Consider the following 21,506-nt stretch of genomic DNA (forward strand, 5'->3'; position numbering starts at 1 on the left):
CCTTCGGCCTTTGCCTGCCTCAATACGCAGGCAGCATGGCAACGGCATCTCCTGCCGCGCCTTCCTTGACCGACGCCATCTTGAAAATGGCCACCGCCTGGGCCAGCACATGCGCCTGCCGCTCAAGGCTGGCGGCCGCCGCAGCGGACTCCTCCACCAAGGCCGCGTTCTGCTGTGTCACCTGGTCCATCTGGGACACCGCCTGGCTGATCTGGCCCAGCCCGCTGCTCTGCTCGACGCTGGCGTCCGAGATGGCGGCGATCAGCGTGGCGACCTGTTGCACCTGGGACTCGATGGCATCCATGGCCTGCCCGGCTTCGCGCACCTGGTTGCCCCCCGCCTGCACTTTCTCCGTGGAGGCAGTGATCAGCGCCTTGATCTCCCTGGCCGCCTCGGCGCTGCGCTGGGCCAGCGAGCGGACCTCTTCCGCCACCACGGCGAATCCCCTGCCCTGCTCGCCGGCACGCGCGGCCTCCACGGCGGCGTTGAGGGCCAGGATGTTCGTCTGGAAAGCGATGGAGTCGATCACGCCTGTGATTTCGGCGATCTTCCCGCTGCTCTCCGATATCTCGCCCATGGTGCCTATGACCCTGGCGACGACGCCCCCACCGGCACCCGCCGCTTCCTTGGCGCGCTCGGCCAGGGCGCTGGCCTGCCGCGCATTCTCCGAACTCAGGCCCACGTTACCCGCCAATTGCTCCATCGAGGCCGCCGTCTCCTGCAGGCTGGAAGCCTGGTGCTCCGTTCGGCTGCTCAAGTCCTGGTTGCCTGCCGCGATCTGGCTGGACGCCGTCGTCACCGACTCCACGCCGCGCCGCACATCGCCCACGATGCGCATCAGCGACTCCCGCATCGCAGCCATGGAGCGCAGCAGATCGCCCACCTCGTCGCGCCCCGCCACCGGGATCTCGCGGGACAGGTCACCCTGCTCGATATGCTGGGCGACCTCCACGGCGGCCTTCAGCGGAAGCGTGATGGAGCGTGTCACCACATAGCCCAGCGCAGCGGCCAGGACGACGGCCACCGCGAGAACGCCGTAGATCAGCCCCTGCGACCGGCCAAGGACCTCGCTGGAATCCTCGTAGACGTCCTCGGACGCCTTCAGCTGCAGGTCGACCAGCTGGCCGATCTTGGCGCTGATCGGATCGATGCTGGCATACAGTGCACCGTCGAATTCATCCAGGCTGCCCGGCTGCTTGCCGTCCAGCTGCCGCAGCCGCTGCAGCAGCCGGGCGATGCTTTGGTTGGCGGGTTCGAACAGGGACTGCGCCTCCTTGGCGAGCTCGGCCTCGCGGGCCGTCAGATGGGTGGAGGAATAGCTGCGCCATGCCGCCTCTATGACGGGCAGCGTGCCAGAGATGCTGGCGGACGCATCCTGTGCCGTGAGCAGACCCGCATTCGCCTTGTTCACGGTGTCTATGACGTTCACGGCATAGGCGTCGGCAATCTGCTTGAGCTGCTTGAGCGGCAGCACCCGGTCCTGGTAGATGGTCTGCGTGCCCTCAAACACATGCCCCAGCGACCGGGCGCCGATGGCGCCCACCGCCAACAGGCATAGCAACAGGACAAGAAAGACCCCGGTCAGCCGGGCGCCAATACGTACATGGTTCAGTTTGTTCATCGGAAGCTTCTCCAGCCCATGCAGCGCCGTCGACATAGCCCTTCGCTATCGCATGCCGGCGCCCGCATTGCCTGCCATATCGGAAAGGCGCCCGGATTTCTTGAGAAGCAAAAATCAATAAATCCCCTCGCCTTGCCCTTGCCCGGCCGAACTTGCCCCACCACCGTTTCATGACTGGGAAATCCATTCATGTAAGTTACATTCACGGAATAGAACATGCCTGCCCAAAGGATTGAACGAGGATGGCTCAGATATAGACGTCCACCACCATGCCAACACCGGGGTCCTTGCCGCCCTGCTCGGCGCCTTGGCGCTGCGACCGGAGCTCTGCCGCCTGCTGCTCCTCGCGCTGCCTGTCCAGCCGGGCCTGCTGCTGCGCGCGCATCAGCGCCTCGATCTGGCTTTGCACCATCATGATCTGGGACTGCAGCAGCTTGGCCTTCTGCTGCTTGGCCTTGGCGTCGATATCCTCGGAGGGCACCTGCTTGAGCGCCTGCTGCAGCTCCTGGAGCTTTCGCAGCAGGGCCGCAATGTCGTTGCCGCCCCCGCCAGACTGGGTCGCTGCACCGGAAGATGGAGTCGATGTGGGGGAAGACACTTGCATGCCTTCTACATCGGCCTCTTCCTGGCGAACTGAAGACTCACCCCAGCAACTGCCTCAGCACCCCGGCCGAAGCGATGCCGATCAGCACCGTGGGCAGAATCGGCAGCCGGCTCGCGGCCATCAGCGTCACCACCAGGGCCAGCAGATCCGCAGGTCGCTCGGCGACAAAGGCCGGCGCGATCACCGAGATCAGCACACAGCCCGGCAGGCACTCCATCACGTATTGCATGCGAGGGTTCAGCGTGCGCCCGCGCAACAGCAGATAGCCGATCACCCGCGTGAAATACGTGCTCGCCGCCATGAGCACCAGCGTCAACAGGGTTGAAGCCTCCATGGCTCAGCTCCTGGGTGCCAGCAAGGCCGCGCAGGCCAGGCCAGACAAGGCGCCCGCAGCCACATACCAGGCACCGGGCACCAGCTTGTGGACCAGGGCCGCCGTCAACAGGCTCACCAGCCACGGACGACAGGCCCGCATGCCCTTCCACATGCCACGCAGCAACACCAGAAAGACCGCGGTGAACGCCATGTCGAAGCCGTACTGCTCCAGGTCCCCGATGCGCGGCCCCAGAAAGGCCCCTGCCGCGGTACACGACACCCAGGCCATGTACAGGCCCGCCGACACGCCCAGGTAGTACGGCAGGCTGATCTGCCGGGCCGCATTGCGCTGCGCATCGGCCAGGGCCAGCGCCCAGCTCTCGTCGCACATGAAAAACAGTGCCGGCAGCGCACGGCGCCGAGGCAGATGGCGCAGGTAAGGCGCCAGCGCCGCCCCCATCAGGATATGGCGGCAATTGACCAGAAAGGACATGGCCACGATCAGCAGCACATGCGGAGGCGACGTCCACAGGCGGATGGCCGTGAACTCGGAGCCGCCGCCGAAGTTCATGCCCGTCATGAGCGGAACTTCCAGCGGGGCCAGCCCCTTTTGCACGGCCTGCGCGCCCAGCACCAGGGCAAAGGGCACGAAGCCCAGCATCACGGGAAGCGCATCCCTGAAGCCGCGCAAGGCCTCGGAACGGCGGGAAACGGAATCTGCCGCGACGGCAGTGGATGGAAGGGAAATGGATGAATTCATGGAGAGCGGCGATTGTCTGCTTCTGCGGCTGGCATTTGCTGCCGATTCGCTCCGCCTGGGCTTCGATGACAGCCTTCCATGCTGCCACCACATGCAATCACAGAATAATCTGCCGCAGGGCATGGCCACCACAGACAGGCAGGTGCGTCTCCCTGCTTCCGACGAGGCCGGCACCCCGTCCGCCGTTCACGCACGCCGGCAACCGCTGGCGCCTGCCATGGCACCACCCATCGCATGCCGCTGTGCCCGGAAGTGCCACAACGCCACGATGAAACCCTCATCACTGCGTTTCACCTGAAAGGCTCACCATGCGCACTTCCCGCTTCATCACCCTGGCCGCCCTGACCCTTGGCCTGGCAGGCTCCGCCCTCGCCCAGGACGGCACCTATCCTGCAACGGTCACCGCCACCGCAGCCACCGGCATCAGCCGCGCCCAGGTCCTGGCCGACCTGGAAATGTGGCACCGCGCCGGCCTGACCTATCTGTCGGACCGGGAGATCGACTACCGGTCTGAGGAGTACCAGCGCGGCCTTGAACGCTACCGGCAACTGCTGGCGAGCCCTGCCTACCAGGAGGCCGTGGCTCGGCTGGAGAAGGGGCATGCCGTGGCGAATAAATGATGGACGGCGATGCGTACATTGAGGCCGCTGACGGTCTGGCTGTAGCCGCGTTCGCCTGTCGTGGGCAGCACTTCGCCAAGTCCTTAGATCAGCCACTGCCAGGCCACCTGCCCCTGCTGGTTGGTCAGGCGCCTGGGGGTGTTCAGGTGGTCCGTGTGGATGGCGTACAGGCGGCCATTGATCTCGGCCGCGATGGGCATGGGGCCGCTGGCCTTGGGCAGGTAGATGATTTCCGTGCTGTCGCTCTGGCCTGCGGGCGCTGCGCTGTTGGCGTACTGGCCCAGTACGGCCAAAAACTATCCAGTATCGCAAGCACCGCGCGCATCACTTTTAGCATGAGACGGTTCAAAGTACCGTAAATGACGCACACTACCGCACCCCATTTAATTTATTCAATCCACCGAATCTCCCAACCCGACTCTTTTACGTAATCTCGTACTCTATCAATATTTTCAACCCAGTTATCATAACCATCACTCATATTTTCATATTTTGAAGTCAAAATCAAGAAACCTGATGTATTGTCAAAATCTTCTATTATTTTCACATAATTTCCAGATTCTTCTCCAGATAAAATTAATCCAACAGTGTTGATTTTTATATTCATATTCAATTACCGAAAATTATGTGATTATTAGATATAGGCCTATTACCTTTTGGAGCATACAACTCCAAATGTCCATGCGGCAATCCTGGCGCATGATTCCCAAGCAGTGAGTTTCCATCAATTCGGAACTGCCGAGTCCCGTCAATGCTCCTGAAGACTCCACTACCTGGCTTTCCTATTTCAACGTAATTTTTCCCAAAAAATCTTTGCCCTGCGCTCAAAAGTTCATCTGCTGACAACGTGAATCCACTAGTGATGTTTCCTCTACCTCCGAGAGTTTCAGCAATAACGCCATCAATTTTTGATGTCTGTTGTGCAGAACAAAACGCCCCCGACTCCACTCCCTCAGCAATCCCTCTCGCAATCGGCGCCATCCGCGAAACACCCGTCGGAATCTGCGCAACCAGCGGATTGATCGCCGCAGGTGAAGCCACCGCTCCGTTTACACCCGACGCCCCGGCAATGAACTCCGTGATCGCAGGCCCGTAACGGTAGTAAAGCCCCCGTCCCAACTCTGCGATCCTGTTCAACGCAACAACGGCGTTCAGACCATCCGGATCAATCGCATTGAGCGGATCACCCCCCACATACCCAAACCGATTCCACCCACCCGCCAACCCGATCGGGTCCGCCTGCACATACCTCCCCGTCGCCGCATCGTAGTACCGGTGCAGGTTGTACGACAGCCCCGTCTCTTCATCGAACACCTGACCCGGATACCGCAGGTCGAACTTCACCACCTCCGCATAGCTGGGGCCGCTGACCGTCTGGCCGTAGCCGCGTTCGCCCGTCGTGGGCCGCACTTCGCCGAACCCTGAGATCAGCCACTGCCAGGCCACCTACCCCTGCTGGTTGGTCAGGCGCCGGGGGTGTTCAGGTGGTCCGTGTGGATGGCGTACAGGCGGCCATTGATTTCTGCCGCATTGGAATAGTTTACCTAAATCAGATTTAGCATTCTATTTTCAGAAAATCTGATTGCGGATATTTTTTCAGAGGTGAAAAATCAGCCTTCCAAAAATCCACCTCATACAAACCACCTGCTTTATCTCCATAGACAGTAATTATCACCTGAACACCATCCTCATCAATATAGCTGGCTTCGGCTAGATTTTCACCAAAAACATTATTTTCTGACCCGATGAATTTTATGCTTCCCATGCCGCCATCCGACATGTCATAAACCTCGCCAAATGTAATTTCATTTACAAATTTTGAAAATTTCTTGTGCCGAGATAGCAAAGCATTCAAGAGTGCTTTTTCTTCTTCGCGCAGAAGCCGTACTTGGTTATCTTGGCAGCAAGAGGCTCTTATCCACGAGGATGCAGATTTGGCGTTAGTCATGGATAACATCAACGTCAAAAAGAAGAATTCAATTCTATGCAACTAAAAAATGCTAAGTGCCTGAAAAATTCTCATCCTCCTCAATGACCTCCACTAATCCACACCCAATTAATCTATTCATTTCAAGAATTTCAAACCTATCTCCCACATTGACAGAATTCTTAAAATACTCCCAACTGGGGAAAGTTATTCTTGCAGATATTATTTCCCCTGGATAATGAATGAAATTATCCGAATATTCATGAAATCCACTAACCAAGTAATCAACACCCTTGAATCTATGATGGGGAGCATATCCACTTTTAATTCCTCCTGTTTTTGGAGTTTCAACATTTTCCTCAATTTTTATTAAGGCAATTATATTGTATCTACTCATGTCTAGTATGCGTGATTAATAGATCTTAATGATTGATTGAGTTTATTTAAATCATCAATCCCTTGAATTGTCAGAACACCACTCCTAAATATGAACGGATCTATTTGACCATGGGTAATATTGAAATTACCCAGAATATTTGTTGGAATGTCAACCCTTATTATTGCCGCATAATCCGATTGAAAATTTGAAAACTTCAGAACTTCATCAAATTGAAAACCAAATTGCTTCATTTCGCTGCCATTAGGAGGAAACGAAAACTGCTTTGTTTTCATTATGCTATTGAATTCTTCCGGGCCAACTGCACGATAGAGACCAGTCGAGCCTCTAGCAGAACAAAACGCCCCCGACTCCACTCCCTCAGCAATCCCTCTCGCAATAGGCGTCATCCGCGAAACACCCGTCGGAATCTGAGCAACCAGCGGATTGATCGCCGCAGGTGATGCCACCGCGCCATTGACCCCCGACGCCCCGGCAATGAACTCCGTGATCGCAGGCCCGTAACGGTAGTACAGGCCTTGCAGCCTGCCCAGCACAGGGTGCAGGCCTTGTGGGTCCACATCGTTGAGCGGGTTGTTGGCTACATACCCAAACCGATTCCACCCCCCAGCCAACCCGATCGGGTCCGCCTGCACATACCTCCCCGTCGCCGCATCGTAGTACCGGTGCAGGTTGTACGACAGCCCCGTCTCTTCATCGAACACCTGACCCGGATACCGCAGGTCGAACTTCACCGCCTCCGCATAGCTGGGGCCGCTGACCGTCTGGCCATAGCCACGATCTCCCGTGGTGGGCCGCACTTCGCCGAACCCTGAGATCAGCCACTGCCAAGCCACCTGCCCTTGCTGGTTGGTCAGGCGCCGGGGGGTGTTCAGGTGGTCCGTGTGGATGGCGTACAGGCGGCCATTGATCTCTGCCGCGATGGGCATGGGGCCGCTGGCCGTGGGCAGGTAGATGACTTCCGTGCTGTCGCTCTGGCCTGCGGGCGCTGCGCTGTTGGCGCTGCGCTGGTTGGCGTACTGGCCCAGCACGGTGCTGCCCATGCCGTCCTCGGCGTACAGGGTCTGCACGGTGATGGGCTGGCCCGCTCCACGCGCATCGCTCTTGAGCACGCGCTGGCCCAGGGCGTTGTAGACGTAGCTGACGGCCCGTGCGTCGCTGGCGTCCGCGTATTCGCCGGCCTTGGCGATGCGGCCGTCGGCGCCGTAGTGCAGGTGCCTGTCGCCCTTCTTGACCAGGGCGCCCGCAGCGTCGTAGCTGAAGGCCACGTTGCTGGTCTGCGCTGCGCTGCCCGGGCGTTGCAGTGTCTGGGCATAGCCTTGCAGGCGGTTGCTGCCTGCGGCGATCTGGTAGTTGCGTTGCAGCGTGGAGGTGCCCGATGCCAGGGCATTGCTGTAGTGCACCTGGGTGCGGTTGCCATTGGCGTCCCAGGCGTAGCCGGAGGCGCTCAGCTCGATGGTGTCGGCCAGGCTCCAGCTCGTGGGCAGGGTGAGGCCGGCGGGGGCGCTGTGGGCGCTGGCCGTCAGGCGCCCCACGGCGTCGTAGCTGAAGGCGCTGGACAGCTTGGCCTGCTGCGCCGCCGCCGTGCCCGGCAGCATGTGCTGCTGCTGGATCAGGCTGATGCGGCCCGCGGCATCCCAGCTCAGGTTCAGCAGCTGGCTGCTGGCCAACTGGCCTGCGGTGTTGTAGCTGCGCTGCTCGGCCAGGGCCGCCGTGGCGCCGGGCTGCTGCACGAAGCCCGGCCACTGCCAGGCCGTGGGCTGGCCCAGGGGGCTCCAGGCCAGGCCGGTGACCAGGGGCTGGCCGTTCCATTGCAGGCCCGTGATCTGGCCGGTGCTGTCGTACAGGTAGGTGGCCTGTTTGCCACTGGGGTAGGTGATGGCTTGCAGCTCGCCGGCACCGCCCTGGCCTGCGGGCACGTAGGCATGGATCATCGACCGGGTGTCGCCACTGGCCAGGATCTGGGTCTTGCGCAGCACCCGGCCCAGGATGTCGCGCTGGTACTGGGTGGTAACGCCAGGGTCCTGGATCTCGCTGAGCTGGCCGACGCTGGCCTGAGGTGCACCGGGGCCGTTGTAGGTGTTGCCGGGCAGGTCGTAGCGCAGCGTGGAGACGGCGCTGGCCCCGTACTTGAGCTGGGTGGGGCGGCCCAGGGCGTCGCGCTGCACGGCCAGGCTGCGGCCCGTGGCGTCCTGGCTGGTGGCGATCAGGCCCAGGGCGTCGTAGGTGGCGGTGCTGTTGCCGGCGTCGGGGGTGGCCTCGGCCTTGGCGTTGCCCAGCGCATCGCGGGTATAGGTGGTGGTGACGCCCTTGAAGTCCTGGGCGGAGGTGACGGCGTCCAGGGCGTTGTAGCCGAGTGTGGCGCTGGCGTTGAGCGGGTCGGTGACCTTGGCGAGGCGGCGCAGGCCGTCGACTTGCAGCGTGGTGGTCTGCCCCAGGCCGTTGCGACCGGTGGCCAGGTCGCCGTTGGCGTCGTAGGTCCAAGCGGTGCTCTGGCTGCTGCCCAGGGTCTCTTCGCTGACGCGATTGATGCTGTTGATGGAACGCTGCACCTGCCAAGCCACCCGGCCCCCGCCGTCCTGGATGGATTCACTGGTGCGGTTGTCCCAGGCATCCAGCATGTACTGCCCGGAGTTGCCACGGTTGTCGCTCCAGCGATTGACGCGCAGGGCACCGTCGTATTGATAGGTGATGGCATAGCCATTGGCGAACGTGACGGTGCCCGGCATGCCATCAGGCAGGTAGGTGAGATGGGTCGACAAGCCGCCTGCGCTGAAGCTGCTCAGTTGTCCGCGCGGGTTGTAACTGTAGTTGCGCAGCAGGCCGGAGGGTTCGGTCGCGGTCAGGACGCGGCCAGCACCATCATGGGTGTACTGGCTGATACGGCCCTGCGGGTCGGTGACCTTGTTGAGGTTGCCCAGGGCGTCATAGCCCAACAGGGTCCGGCCGGCAGCGTCGGTGTAAGAGTACGGCAGCCCATTGGGGCCATAGGCCCAGGCGCTGGAGTAGGTCTTGTTGTTCACGGTATCCGTGATCACGGCCCCCACAAGGTTGCCGGCGCTGTCGTAGCTGAACTGGGTAGTACGCCCAGACTCTGTGATCCTGGTGGGCAGCGACAGGGTGTCATGCCATTCGACTTGAGTCCTGCGGGCCTCTGCGCGATTGGAGGCAACGACGACCTGCGCAATCAGCTGACGGCTGGTGTTCCACTGGTAGCTGGTTTTGTTGCCTTTGAAATCCTCCTCGGAAGCAGGCAGCAGATCGGCATTGAGCTCTTCCTTGAATGTGCCCCGGACGCGCGCATTGTTCTGCCCGACCAGGCGCACGCCGGCGGCCGTGCCCCGGTACTGGCGGGTGGTGCTGTTGCCATGGGGGTCGGTCGTGGTGACGGAGGCTTTGTACCAGTTGGAGTTGTCCGTGTCTGCGCTCACCAGCATGCCCGCCGAACCGACATTGGCGGCCCCTGCATAGGAAACCCGGTATGCCCCGGAGACCTCTGCCCGGGCCGTCTCGCTCAGGGCCCCCTCGGCGTTGTAGGTAAAGCCCAGAATCTGGTGGCCCTGGGCATCGCCCACGGCCGTCAGCAGCCCCGGGAATGCGGTGTTGTCGTAGCTGTAGGTACGGGTCTGTTCGCTGTTGACTTTGACGGAGCTGAGGCTCCCCTGGACGTTGTAGTCGTAGTGGATGGTATTGCCATCGGGCAAGGTGACGGACCCGAGCCTGCCGTCCGACCGGTAGCCAAAGCCAAGTTGCCGGCCAAAGGAATTGGCCACGGACAGAACCTTGCCATCGGTTTGCAAGATGCTATAGCTCCAGCCATTGCGCAAGGTGAGCTTGGTCAGCCAGCCTTTGTCGTCAAAACTCCACAAACTGTCGTCATGGGCTCGGTAGAACTGCCAGGCCCCGCCCACATTGCCCGTGAGCCTGTCAGCACCGGTTGCCGCCGTCCAGGCAGAGTGATCTCCCGGGGCCTTGAGGAAGAGGGCCGAGGAGCCGTCAGGCAAAAGGATGGCGATGCTTGCCGGATACCGGGTGTTGTAACGCGTGGGCAGCTTGAGGCGAGCGGACCACGAATGCGTCCAGCCCTTGCCCATGCCGATGTCGGCATCTTCATCAGGATGGCCGAAGCTGCGGTAGACATGACCGATAGTGAGGGGGGCGGGGCTTTGGTCAACCCAGTCGGTTTGCGATTGGATATTTTCGGGGAGGCTCGGGATGCTCTGGGCCTGAGAAATCCCCAGGCACAGCAAAAATATGCCATGGATCAGCAAGGCGCGCCAAACCCAATTAAAACAGAACGGTATCAATCCACTGGGAATCTTGGTCCAAGAGGTCATTATTTATTCCTAGATCATCTCAAGAAATCAACGATGGCACATTTGAGGGCCATTGTGCACGTATATATTCTTGTACACTGGACCAATACATTCGTAACAAGAAACCTCCACCTCTACATTCGTCGACCTCATAAACGGCGGGACATACTTAAATTCAAGCCGCCCTGCTTCATCAGTGGTTCCCATTTGGCTTTGAGAACGCACCCCATTTTCTCTCAATACTATCGAAACAGACTCCCCCGCCACAGGTAGATTTTTTCGCTTCAAAATAATCGCCTGAACAACAGGACCAGCCAGAGATGGCAATGCCTCCGTCGAATCGCCACCCCTTATCTCAATTTCGATAGGTACTTTTTTCTTGCAGACACGAGAATCATCGACTACTGAATTAGCCTGCGTCTGATCTACCGGGCACGCATCTTCCACCAGGTATCTCATGATCGAAAATTGCAATTCATTCAGCCTTGGTGAAGCGCATGATGAAGGAACCCCTGGTGGTCCACCCTTGCCATAGGCAACGGTCGCCCATGGCTGGAACTGCTGATTCCAGAGCGTGAGCTCCTCTATGGGAGCGCTCCATTCTTCAAATGGCCCCACGTCAACTACCGGCGCGCATTGTTCGTAGGATCCGTCCGGGAAATTTTTCTCGATCGCGTTCCAATATGTCTGCACAAAGAGTCTTCTCCAATCGACCGCATCAGCAGCAGATGGCAAGTCCAACCTGTAGTGCCCTGCTCCACCACCGGACACTTCAGGTGGATAACCGGGCACGAAAAGATCCCCGGTTTGTGGGGCATATTTGACATGCACCGCTCTTGGAGTACAAACATCCTTGTCTGGATTGCAGCAATAATAATTATCTGGTGATGTCATACAGTTACTTGATAATACGCTTGGCGAAAGCATCAGCAGAAATACAAGCCTTACAAAACCACCCATCAAAACATGTGAACGCATGGAATAAACCCTATTAATTTCAACAAGCCACAACCAAGCACTTCAAACAAAAAGACTCGATCGCCTTATAGAAAAACCCCACACCAAGCACCAGAAGAACGCAGATCATATTTCCCAGGAACCACATTCAACTCAAGGAACCATTTCACATCCATTTCAAACACCATCAAGCAATTAGCAAGACAAATTCAACTAACAGCATATCGGATGCTGGAATGGTTCAATTCCATGGCCGCCCATGCCAGGGTCATAAGAAGATGCAAGCCCCTCCCCCGGAAGCACTTCAAATAACATATAGTTGCACTCGGCAAATCACGACTCACCAAGACAGAGCACGCCAGTATCCCATGCTTTTCGGCCATCCTGCACTTCAGTTCGTCCACTGCGTGCGCAAAGTCATTCCTAGGAATATTCTGATCGTTGAGCCATACAGATAGCCGCTCCCTTCGAATGATCTGGCGCATTCCCCCAAGCCAGCACAGTCGAATTGGCTCCCACGCCAAAGTCAATAAGTGAATTAGCTGTTCCAGCCAGGAAAAAATGCTTGCTCCCCGCCACTGCCCAAGCCTCTTCCAAGGAAAAGATCAATGAGGCTCGTGATACCGCCTCAAGAAAAGCAACCAGCGCAAGCCGGCTTGTCCGCCGACGAAGCCAGGCAATGCGCCTACGCCAAAGACCCTTCCCCCATCCCCGCTACCCCCGGCTCACACGCCAGACCCATGCTTCTGCAATAATTGCCTCAACAATCATTGCACAGTCAACCTTTTCACCCGCAACCACCATGACCCAACCCCTCCTCCCCAACGGCCTGCAGCCCTCGGACTTCTACAGCCCAGGCAGCTACACGCCGTTCGAGAGCGTGGGTTTCCTCATGCGCAAGGTGCTCAGTTCCATCCTTCAGCAGGCCGATGCGCAGCTGGCCGAGCATGAGCTGACCTATGTGCAGTGGCTGCCGCTGTACAAGCTGCTGCTGTGCAGCGATGCGACGAATGCCGGCATGGCGCGCGACCTGGGGCTGGACCCGGCTTCCATCACGCGGGCGCTGGACCGGCTGGAGTCCAAGGGCATGCTGCGGCGCGAGCGCTCCACGGTGGACCGGCGCGTAGTCAAGCTGGTGCTGACCGATGAAGGGCGGGCCATGGCTGCCAAGGTGCCGCAGGTGCTGTCCAGCGTGATGAATGCCCACATGGCCGGCTTCAGCCATGACGAGTCGCGCCAGTTGCTGGACATGCTGCGCCGCCTTCTGGCCAACGGCGATGCCATGCGTGCACCGGAGACTGTGCCGTCCGCCGCCTGACAGCGCCAGCCCCCCGTCCGATTTCCCGATTCTTGACCCCAACAGGCAGACCACCATGCCCATTTCCCTCGTTCCCGTGTCCGCCGCACCCCGCCGCGTGGCCGCAGCGGCAGCCCTGCTTTGCGCCGCGCTCGCCCTGGCCGGTTGCGCCTCTCAAGGCCCTGCCCACCCACCGCTGGCCCGGCTGGATGCCTCCAGTCTGGGCCTGGGTGCGCAGACCGACGGGTCATCCAGTGCTGCCTTGCCCTCCGCTGATTGGTGGAAGGCTCTGGGTGATGCCCGGCTCGACGCCCTGATCGCCCAGGCGTTGCAGGACAGCCCCAGCCTGGCCGTGAGCCGGGCCCGCTTCGACAAGGCTGCGGCCCTTGCCACGGCGACCAGCACGGCCACCGACGTGCGCGGCACGCTCGGCGCGGACGCCACGCGGCAGCACTACAGCGCCAACGGCCTGGTGCCCGCGCCCATTGCCGGCAACACCTACAACACGGGCAATCTGCAGGCCGGCCTGAGCTGGACGCCGGATTTCTTCGGCCGCCATGCTGCCGATCTTCAAGCCGCGCTGGGCCAGGCCCGCGCCGCCCAGGCGGACAGCGCGGCCGCCGCGAACCAGCTGGCGGCCCAGGTGGCTCGCAGCTATGTGGCCCTGGCCCGCCTGATCGCGCAAAAAGAGGTGGCGGGTCGCACGCTGACCCAGCGCCAGTCGCTGCTGGAGCTGAGCCAGCAGCGCACGCGCGCCGGGCTGGACAGCCAGGTGGAGCTGACCCAGGCCCAGGCCGGGCTGCCCGATGCGGGCACGCAGATCGAGATGCTGGACGAGCAGATCACGCTGGCGCGCCGCACCATCGCCGTGCTGTGCGGCCAGGCACCGGATGCGCAGCAGCAGCTGTCGCCCCGGCTGGGAACGCTGCGTGTGCAGTCCGTGCCCGGCCAGCTGGGAGCGGACCTGCTGGGCCGCCGCCCCGACGTGGTGGCCGCGCGCTGGCGCGTGGAGTCGGCCACGCAGGGCATAGAGAGCGCACGTGCCGATTTCTATCCGGACATCAATCTCACGGCCTTCATCGGTCTCAATGCCATCGGCCTGGACAACCTGTTCAAGGGCAGCTCGCGCCAGATGGGCGTGACACCGGCGCTGCGCCTGCCCCTGTTCGACGGCAAGCGGCTGCGCGCCCAGTTGCGCGGCACGCAGGCGGACCTGGATACGGCCATCGCCCAATACAACGGGGTGGTGCTCGACGCGGTCAAGGAGGCGGGGGACGCCATTGCCTCCGTGCAGTCGCTGGCGCGCCAGCAGCAGTTGCAGGCCGACTCGCTGGACAAGGCCGAGCGCGCCTACGACTTCGCCGTGCAGCGCTACAAGGCCGGCCTGGCCAGCCAGGTGACGGTGCTCAATACCGAAACCCAGGTGATCACCCAGCGCCGCCTGGACGTGGACCTGCGCGCCCGCGCGCTGGACACGCGCGTGGCGCTGATGAAGGCCCTGGGCGGAGGCTGGATCGACGGCACCGCTGCCGTGCAGGTCAGCCAGCACTGAGATCGCACATCGCAAAGGACCTTGCCTTCCTTCCGACACTTCACCGGGCAGGACGCCGGCCAGCGTGACAAGCCGCCAGCTTCCCGCCCCGGCCGCACAACCACATTCACAGATAACAAAGCGCCGAACACCATGACCGACACCAACAAGCAAGCTTCCAGCACACCCGCCACCGCGCCGGCCGCATCGCCCGTGGCCAATCCCCAGGGCCGCCGCAAGGGCCTGACCCTCATCGCCGCCGCCGTCGCGGTGGCCGCCGTCGCCTGGGGCGGCTGGCACTGGATGGTGGCCCGCAACTACCAGACCACGGACAACGCCTACGTGGCGGGCAATGTGGTGCAGATCACGCCCCAGGTGGGCGGCACGGTGATCAGCATAGGCTCGGACGATACCGACTACGTCAAGCCCGGCCAGGTGCTGGTGCAGCTGGACGCGGCCGATGCCCTGGTCGCCCTGTCCCAGGCCGAGTCGCAGCTGGCCCAGACCGTGCGCCAGGTGCGCACGCTGTATGCCAACAATGCGCCGCTGGTGGCCCAGGTGGCCCAGCGCGAGGCCGATCTGGCCCGGCTGCAGGCCGATGCGGCCCGCGCCCGCGAGGACGTGGAGCGCCGCCGCCCGCTGCTGGCCACGGGTGCCGTGGGCAAGGAAGAGTTCGAGCACGCCCAGTCGCTGGCCCGCACGGCCGGCAATGCCGCGGTGGCGGCCGAGGCCGCCGTGCGCGCCGCCAAGGCGCAACTGACGGCCGCAGAGGCCCAGACCAAGGGCAGTAGCGCCGAGGAACACCCCAGCGTGGTGGCCGCTTCCGCCAAGGTGCGCGAGGCCTATCTGGCGCTGCAGCGTACGCGCCTGGTCTCGCCCGTGGAGGGCTATGTGGCCAAGCGCGGCGTGCAACTGGGCCAGCGCGTGGCCTCGGGCGCGCCACTGATGACGGTGGTGGGCCTGCACAACCTGTGGGTGGACGCCAATTTCAAGGAAAGCCAGCTGGCCCAGCTGCGCATCGGCCAGAAGACCGAGCTGACGGCCGATGTCTACGGCGACAAGATCAGCTACCACGGCACCGTGGTGGGCATGGGCGCCGGAACGGGCGCAGCCTTCTCGCTGCTGCCCGCGCAGAACGCCACGGGCAACTGGATCAAGGTGGTACAGCGCGTGCCCGTGCGCATCGCGCTGTCGCCCGAGGACCTGGCCCGGCATCCGCTGCGTGTGGGCCTGTCCATGGAAGTCAAGGTGGACGTGCGCGACCAGCAGGGCGAGGTGCTGGCGACCGCCACGCGCAATGCCCCCGTGGCCCAGACCTCCATCTACGACACGGCGCTGCCGCAGGCGGAGGAACGCATCGCCCACATCGTGGCGGGCCAGAACGTGGCGCCACTCAAGCAGTTGCCCGGGCTGCCGCCCGTCGCCATGGCCGATGCGCAAGGCCAGGCGCCCGCCACCATGGCTGCCGCCCCTGCCGACAGCCATGCCACGCAGTCCAAGTAAGCACGGATCGCGCCCCCGCCTTCCCGGAACCCACGCGGACTGCCTATGACTTCCTCTACCACCGCCGTGCCGGCGCCGGCGCAGCCGGATGGCCCGACCGCGCCGCCTGCCGCGCCGCCGACGCCCCCCTCGGCACCACCGGCCATGCCCGCAAGGCCCGCCCCGCTCAAGGGCGCACAGCTGGCCATGGGCACGCTGGCCCTGTCCCTGGCCACCTTCATGAACGTGCTGGACTCGTCCATCGCCAACGTCGCCATCCCCGCGATCTCGGGCGATGTGGGGGTCAGCCCCAGCCAGGGCACCTGGGTGATCACCAGCTTCGGCGTGGCCAATGCCATCTCGGTGCCGCTCACGGGCTGGCTCACGCAGCGCTTCGGCGCCGTGCGCCTGTTCACCATGAGCGTGCTGCTGTTCGTGCTGACCTCGTGGCTGTGCGGCTTTGCCTCGTCGCTGGAGACGCTGGTGCTGTTCCGCGTGCTGCAGGGCCTGGTCGCCGGCCCCATGATCCCGTTGTCGCAGACGCTGCTGCTGTCCAGCTACCCGCCGTCCAAGGCCGGCGTGGCCCTTGCGCTATGGGGCATGACCACCCTGGTCGCGCCCGTGGTCGGGCCGCTGCTGGGCGGCTGGATCACGGACAACATCTCCTGGCCGTGGATCTTCTACATCAACGTGCCCGTGGGCCTGCTGTCGGCGCTGATGACCTGGAGCATCTACCGCAGCCGCGAGACGCCCACGCGCAAGTTGCCCATCGACTCCGTGGGCCTGGCCCTGCTGGTGCTGTGGGTGGGCGCGCTGCAGCTGATGCTGGACAAGGGCAAGGAGCTGGACTGGTTCGCCTCGGGCGAGATCGTCACGCTGTGCGTGCTGGCGGTCGTGAGCTTCCTGGTCTTCCTGGTCTGGGAACTGACCGATGCGCATCCGGTCGTGGACCTGCGCCTGTTCATGCGGCGCAATTTCGCGGCGGGCACGGTGGCGCTGTCCATCGCCTACGGGCTGTTCTTCGGCAACGTGGTGCTGCTGCCCCTGTGGCTGCAGCAGTGGCTGGGCTATACCTCCACCACGGCCGGCATGGCACTGGCGCCGGTGGGCATCTTCGCCATCATCCTGACGCCGCTGGTGGGCCGCAAGGTGACGCAGTGGGACCCGCGCAAGATGGCCACGGGCGCCTTCATCGTGTTCGCCCTGGTGCTGTGGATGCGCTCGCGCTTCACGGTGGAGACGGATTTCATGCACATCCTGGTCCCCACGCTGATCCAGGGCGCGGCCATGGCGTTCTTCTTCATCCCGCTGACCACGATCACGCTGTCGGGCCTTTCGCCGGAACGCATCCCGGCCGCCGCCGGACTGAGCAACTTCGTGCGGATCACGGCCGGCGCCATGGGGACATCGATCGCCACCACGCTGTGGGACAACCGCGCCGCGCTGCACCATGCCCACCTGACCGAAGGGTTGATCCAGGGCCAGGGCGTTTTCGGGGTGACCTTGCAGGGCCTGCAGGCGGCCGGCCTGAGCCAGGAGCAGGCGCTGGCCCAGGTCAACCGGCTGATCGACCAGCAGGCCTATACGCGTGCGGCGGACGATATCTTCCTGGCGTCTTCCGTGCTGTTCCTGGTGCTGATCGCGCTGATCTGGATGACCCGCAGGCCCGCCGGACACGCAGGCGGCGCCGAAGCGGCGGGAGCGCATTGACGGTGACCCGCTGAGTCCTTCCCGACAAGGAGCTGTCTCATCAGGCAGCTCCTTTTTGTTTACATGGCGACACGCAAGGCGCCTTGAATCAGCCCGCCAAGACCACCATCTCGACAGGGCTGACCCGCCGGCTCCATGATGGCGCCGGCCTGTTCTACCGACGGAGCACCGTGAAGACACCCCGCCCCTTGCGCACGCCCATTGCCGACTACGCCCAATCACCCCAATCGGCGGGCGGGCGCTTTCGCAACATCCACCCCCGCCCCGCCAACGCGCCCCAGCCCGGCGCCAAGGTGATGTGGGACTTCTTCTTCAACAAGCCCAAGGACACCGAGCCCTCGGCGCCCCTGCCCGTGCAGCGGCTCACGCCGGCCGCCCTGGCCGCCGCGCCCGAGCGCAGCCTCTACCGCCTGGGCCACTCCACCTTGCTGATGAAGCTGCGCGGCGGCTGGTGGATCACCGATCCGGTGTTCGCCGAGCGCGCCTCGCCCTTTTCCTTCATCGGCCCCAAGCGCTTTCACGCGCCCCCCATCGCGCTGCATGAGCTGCCCGCCTTGCGTGGCGTGGTGCTCTCGCACGACCACTACGACCACCTGGACCGCGCCACCGTGCGCGCGCTGGCGGCCCGGACCGACCACTTCCTTTGCACGCTGGGCGTGGGCGACCGGCTGATCGCCTGGGGCATCGCTGCGGAAAAAGTGCGCCAGTTCGACTGGTGGCAGGGCACCGAAGTGGACGGGCTGCGCTTCACGGCCACGCCGGCCCAGCATTTCTCGGGCCGGGGCCTGCGCGACGGCAACCGCACGCTGTGGGCCTCCTGGGTCATCGAGGACCTGCAAAGCACCGAGACGCTGCGCGTGTTCTTCAGCGGCGACGGCGGCTACTTCGACGGTTTCACCGAGATCGGCCGCCGCTTCGGCCCCTTCGACCTCACGCTGATGGAAACCGGCGCCTACGATCCGCACTGGCCCTATGTCCACATGCACCCGGCCCAGACCGTGCAGGCCCACCGCGACCTGGGTGGGCGCTGGCTGCTGCCCATCCACAACGGCACCTTCAGCCTGGCCATGCACGCCTGGTGGGACCCCTTCGAGCGCGTGGTGGCCCTGGGGGCCGAGCAAGGCGTGCCCGTGGCGACGCCCATGATGGGAGAGCGCCTGGACCTGGATGCGCCGCATGCGGGCAAGCGCTGGTGGCGGGAGCTGGTGGGACAGGCACACCGTACAGGAGCATTCGAGATGGCGCGACCTTGACAAGCCGGCGCGCGTTCAGCGTTGATACCGATCTTCTTATTCGTCCGAATAGGCTTCCAAGGGAAATACAACGCTGGTTTCCTTGAAGTAGGATGAGGATTTGAGCACGTATTGACCTGTCGAAGGATCCCACTCCAGGGACACTGCAGGTATCGGGGAAGGTCCTCCCACGCCGACTTGCTTCATGTAGTCATCAAAATCCGCACCACTAGCGACTGCCGTGGATGAAGTTGCTGCAAGGGCAAGAATGAGCAAGATATTTGGACACCACCCACGGATGACTGCATTCGATACAGATACACATGGCATTTCATGCTCCTCTTTAACCCCTTGATTGAACAACTTTATCCGGCCCCGCTGCATTGAAAATGAAGAAAGCAAATCGGCTCTCAATAGAGATTTCCGATTCCATCCAGTCTGAATAGAAATATTCAGCAATCCATTGGCGCTTGAAGCTATAGTAAAAACCCTTTGAGGAGCACCCATGGCAACTCGAAAGACCCACAAGGCCACCTCGGTGGCCCGCCAAGCCACCGAGCTCGCCGTGGCCGCGCCCCAGGTCGTGGCCCAACGCCTGACCCGCATGGCGGTGGCCGGCGCCAACCCGTCGGCCCGCGACCGCAAGGAATTCAACCGCATGGTGTCGGAAAAGCAGGCGGCCTTCTACCAGTCATGGAATGCCATGGGCCTGCAGTCCATGGCCGCCAGCCAGGCCTTGATGCAGGCCTGGATGCGCATGTGGCTCCCCCCCTGGAGCACCACCGCCTGGAATGGCAGCGCATTGGCTTCGCAAGCCTCGCTATGGCAGAACGCCATGTGGGGCGTGGTGGACAAGGGGCTTGCACCCGTTCACCGCACGGCCGTGGCCAACGCCAGGCGCCTGGCGCGCGGCTGACCCATCCATATCCAATCCGCTGCATTGGCTGGCGCTGCGCGGCGCCGCAGGCCCGGTGCGCGGGCCAGGTTCAGGTATCCTCGCGGCCTTCGCTCCGTTTTGCTGCGCTGCCGCATTTCCTGGCATGGCCTCCAGGCCAGGCTGCTGGCGCTGTGGCAGACGGCCCTTCATCCTGCCATCGCTTTGCCAGTCTTCTCCGGAGTTTCCTGATGACACACAAGGCCCCGCCAACCGGCCAGGGCCTGCACGGTCACGACGACCTGCAGCGCAATCTCACCAACCGCCACATCCAGCTCATCGCCATCGGTGGTGCCATAGGCACGGGCCTGTTCATGGGCTCGGGCAAGACCATCAGCCTGGCCGGCCCTTCCATCGTCTTCGTCTACACCATCATCGGCGTGATGCTGTTCTTCGTGATGCGGGCCATGGGCGAGCTGCTGCTGTCCAACCTGCAGTACCGCTCCTTCATCGATTTCTCGGCCGACCTGCTGGGGCCCTGGGCGGGCTTCTTCACGGGCTGGACCTACTGGTTCTGCTGGATCGTGACGGGCATCGCCGATGTGATCGCCATTTCGGCCTACTCCCAGTTCTGGTTCCCGGACCTGCCCCAATGGGCACCGGCCATCGCCTGCGTGGGCCTGCTGCTGGGCCTGAACCTGCTGACCGTGAAGCTGTTCGGCGAGATCGAGTTCTGGTTCGCCATGATCAAGATCGTGGCCATCGTGGCCCTGGTGGGCACGGGGCTGTACATGGTGGGCGCCGCCTTCGTCTCCCCCGCGGGCCGGGCCGCCAGCCTGTCCAACCTCTGGAATGACGGCGGCATGTTCCCCAACGGGATGATGGGCTTTTTCGCAGGCTTCCAGATCGCGGTGTTCGCCTTCGTGGGCATCGAGCTGGTGGGTACCACGGCCGCCGAAGCCAAGGACCCCGAGCGCACGCTGCCGCGCGCCATCAACTCCATTCCCGTGCGCATCATCGTGTTCTACGTGCTGGCCCTGATCGCCATCATGGCCGTGACGCCCTGGCGTGACGTGGTGCCCGGCAAGAGCCCGTTCGTGGAACTGTTCGTGCTGGCGGGCCTGCCGGCCGCCGCCGGCGTGATCAATTTCGTGGTGCTGACCTCGGCGGCCTCGTCGGCCAACAGCGGCGTGTTCTCCACCAGTCGCATGCTCTACGGCCTGGCGCTCAAGGGCGATGCGCCCAAGGCCTTCCACCGCCTGTCGCGCAGCAGCGTGCCCTCGCGCGGGCTGCTGTTTTCCTGCACCTGCCTGCTGGCCGGCGCCTTCCTGATGTGGGTGGTGCCCGATCTGGTGGAGGCCTTCACGCTGGTGACCACGGTATCGGCCATCCTGTTCATGTTCGTCTGGTCGCTGATCCTGCTGTCGTACATCGCCTACCGGCGCCAGCGCGCTGCCCTGCATGAGGCCTCGCGCTACAAGATGCCGGGCGGCGTGGCCATGTGCTGGGCCTGCCTGGTGTTCTTCGCCGCCATCCTGGGCCTGCTGACGCTGCAGGCCGACACCCGCCAGGCGCTGATCGTCACGCCGCTGTGGTTCGTGCTGCTGGCCGTGGCCTACCAGTTCGTGCGCCGCCAGGCGCAGGCGGGCGCCACGCCCGAGGCATCCCTGGCCAAGTAGTTCCATGGCGCCCGGCGCATGGACGCGAGGCCCCTTTGGGGGCCTTTTTCATGGGCCCGTCATCACCGCCGTGCACCGGCCCGCACGCCTTTGGCTGCCACCTGGTACCCAAAAATTTTCTTCACGTGTCATCTATTTACTGGATGCAAATCGTTATCATTCGCACCTTGATTTTCCAAACCTT

General features: G+C 62.8%; 20 protein-coding genes. 8 read left to right on the forward strand and 12 right to left on the reverse strand.

What is annotated here, in order from left to right; translation table 11 throughout:
• Window positions 1-19: 19 nt before the first annotated feature.
• From L1Z78_RS14350 to L1Z78_RS14365, 4 genes are all read right to left on the reverse strand, one after another.
• A complete protein-coding gene (locus L1Z78_RS14350; RefSeq protein ID WP_234637079.1) occupies window positions 20-1,621 on the reverse strand; it encodes a methyl-accepting chemotaxis protein in 1,602 nt (533 codons plus the stop codon).
• Window positions 1,622-1,868: 247 nt separating this feature from the next.
• On the reverse strand, window positions 1,869-2,225 hold the full coding sequence (locus L1Z78_RS14355) for a FlxA-like family protein (RefSeq protein WP_234637080.1): 357 nt from the start codon (window positions 2,223-2,225) through the stop codon (window positions 1,869-1,871).
• Between the two features lie 37 nt (window positions 2,226-2,262).
• Complete coding sequence (locus L1Z78_RS14360; protein ID WP_234637081.1) at window positions 2,263-2,559, reverse strand: AzlD family protein; 297 nt, start codon at window positions 2,557-2,559, stop codon at window positions 2,263-2,265.
• A gap of 3 nt (window positions 2,560-2,562) precedes the next feature.
• Window positions 2,563-3,300: an AzlC family ABC transporter permease gene (locus L1Z78_RS14365; protein WP_234637082.1), complete on the reverse strand. Its 738-nt coding sequence runs from the start codon at window positions 3,298-3,300 to the stop codon at window positions 2,563-2,565.
• A 308-nt stretch (window positions 3,301-3,608) separates the two neighbouring features.
• On the opposite strand from L1Z78_RS14365, the gene L1Z78_RS14370 reads away from it, so the two are divergent.
• Complete coding sequence (locus L1Z78_RS14370; RefSeq protein ID WP_234637083.1) at window positions 3,609-3,920, forward strand: DUF4148 domain-containing protein; 312 nt, start codon at window positions 3,609-3,611, stop codon at window positions 3,918-3,920.
• Between the two features lie 83 nt (window positions 3,921-4,003).
• Here the strand turns inward: L1Z78_RS14370 and L1Z78_RS14375 are convergent, their stop codons facing one another.
• The 7 genes from L1Z78_RS14375 to L1Z78_RS14405 all read right to left on the reverse strand — a co-directional run bounded on the left by L1Z78_RS14375 (window position 4,004) and on the right by L1Z78_RS14405 (window position 11,538).
• Window positions 4,004-4,213, reverse strand: a complete 210-nt coding sequence (locus L1Z78_RS14375; protein WP_234637084.1) for an RHS domain-containing protein — start codon at window positions 4,211-4,213, stop codon at window positions 4,004-4,006.
• Window positions 4,214-4,308: 95 nt separating this feature from the next.
• A complete protein-coding gene (locus L1Z78_RS14380) occupies window positions 4,309-4,527 on the reverse strand; it encodes a hypothetical protein (RefSeq protein WP_234637085.1) in 219 nt (72 codons plus the stop codon).
• Between the two features lie 2 nt (window positions 4,528-4,529).
• A complete protein-coding gene (locus L1Z78_RS14385) occupies window positions 4,530-5,366 on the reverse strand; it encodes an RHS repeat-associated core domain-containing protein (protein WP_234637086.1) in 837 nt (278 codons plus the stop codon).
• Window positions 5,367-5,475: 109 nt separating this feature from the next.
• Window positions 5,476-5,868 (reverse strand): DUF6984 family protein, encoded by a 393-nt coding sequence (locus L1Z78_RS14390; RefSeq protein ID WP_234637087.1) that lies wholly within the window; start codon window positions 5,866-5,868, stop codon window positions 5,476-5,478.
• 52 nt (window positions 5,869-5,920) lie between these two features.
• A complete protein-coding gene (locus L1Z78_RS14395; RefSeq protein WP_234637088.1) occupies window positions 5,921-6,244 on the reverse strand; it encodes a hypothetical protein in 324 nt (107 codons plus the stop codon).
• A gap of 2 nt (window positions 6,245-6,246) precedes the next feature.
• Entirely contained in the window at window positions 6,247-10,581 is a 4,335-nt protein-coding gene (locus L1Z78_RS14400) for an RHS repeat-associated core domain-containing protein (RefSeq protein ID WP_234637089.1), read from the reverse strand.
• Between the two features lie 27 nt (window positions 10,582-10,608).
• Window positions 10,609-11,538 carry a hypothetical protein gene (locus L1Z78_RS14405; protein ID WP_234637090.1) on the reverse strand — a complete coding sequence of 310 codons (930 nt, stop codon included), beginning with the start codon at window positions 11,536-11,538 and terminating at the stop codon, window positions 10,609-10,611.
• 781 nt (window positions 11,539-12,319) lie between these two features.
• Between L1Z78_RS14405 and L1Z78_RS14410 the strand changes: the two genes are divergently transcribed.
• The 5 genes from L1Z78_RS14410 (at window position 12,320) to L1Z78_RS14430 (ending at window position 18,790) form a co-directional block, all read left to right on the forward strand.
• Window positions 12,320-12,835 (forward strand): MarR family winged helix-turn-helix transcriptional regulator, encoded by a 516-nt coding sequence (locus tag L1Z78_RS14410; RefSeq protein ID WP_234637091.1) that lies wholly within the window; start codon window positions 12,320-12,322, stop codon window positions 12,833-12,835.
• Between the two features lie 55 nt (window positions 12,836-12,890).
• Window positions 12,891-14,366 carry an efflux transporter outer membrane subunit gene (locus L1Z78_RS14415; protein ID WP_234637092.1) on the forward strand — a complete coding sequence of 492 codons (1,476 nt, stop codon included), beginning with the start codon at window positions 12,891-12,893 and terminating at the stop codon, window positions 14,364-14,366.
• Between the two features lie 132 nt (window positions 14,367-14,498).
• The gene (locus L1Z78_RS14420; RefSeq protein WP_234637093.1) at window positions 14,499-15,848 is read left to right on the forward strand and encodes an efflux RND transporter periplasmic adaptor subunit; all 1,350 of its coding nucleotides are present in this window, start codon (window positions 14,499-14,501) and stop codon (window positions 15,846-15,848) included.
• Between the two features lie 45 nt (window positions 15,849-15,893).
• Window positions 15,894-17,537 carry a DHA2 family efflux MFS transporter permease subunit gene (locus L1Z78_RS14425; RefSeq protein ID WP_275444446.1) on the forward strand — a complete coding sequence of 548 codons (1,644 nt, stop codon included), beginning with the start codon at window positions 15,894-15,896 and terminating at the stop codon, window positions 17,535-17,537.
• 170 nt (window positions 17,538-17,707) lie between these two features.
• Window positions 17,708-18,790, forward strand: a complete 1,083-nt coding sequence (locus L1Z78_RS14430) for an MBL fold metallo-hydrolase (protein WP_234642177.1) — start codon at window positions 17,708-17,710, stop codon at window positions 18,788-18,790.
• A 36-nt stretch (window positions 18,791-18,826) separates the two neighbouring features.
• Here the strand turns inward: L1Z78_RS14430 and L1Z78_RS14435 are convergent, their stop codons facing one another.
• The gene (locus L1Z78_RS14435) at window positions 18,827-19,276 is read right to left on the reverse strand and encodes a hypothetical protein (RefSeq protein WP_234637094.1); all 450 of its coding nucleotides are present in this window, start codon (window positions 19,274-19,276) and stop codon (window positions 18,827-18,829) included.
• On the opposite strand from L1Z78_RS14435, the gene L1Z78_RS14440 reads away from it, so the two are divergent.
• Together L1Z78_RS14440 and cycA are read left to right on the forward strand one after the other, a co-directional pair.
• Entirely contained in the window at window positions 19,275-19,685 is a 411-nt protein-coding gene (locus L1Z78_RS14440) for a polyhydroxyalkanoate granule-associated phasin (RefSeq protein WP_234637095.1), read from the forward strand. The genes L1Z78_RS14435 and L1Z78_RS14440 overlap by 2 nt on opposite strands.
• A gap of 209 nt (window positions 19,686-19,894) precedes the next feature.
• Window positions 19,895-21,322 carry a D-serine/D-alanine/glycine transporter gene (gene cycA, locus L1Z78_RS14445; RefSeq protein WP_234637096.1) on the forward strand — a complete coding sequence of 476 codons (1,428 nt, stop codon included), beginning with the start codon at window positions 19,895-19,897 and terminating at the stop codon, window positions 21,320-21,322.
• Window positions 21,323-21,506: the final 184 nt, after the last annotated feature.

Source organism: Delftia tsuruhatensis, assembly GCF_903815225.1.
In the GTDB taxonomy this organism is placed as follows: Bacteria; Pseudomonadota; Gammaproteobacteria; order Burkholderiales; family Burkholderiaceae_C; genus Comamonas; species Comamonas tsuruhatensis_A.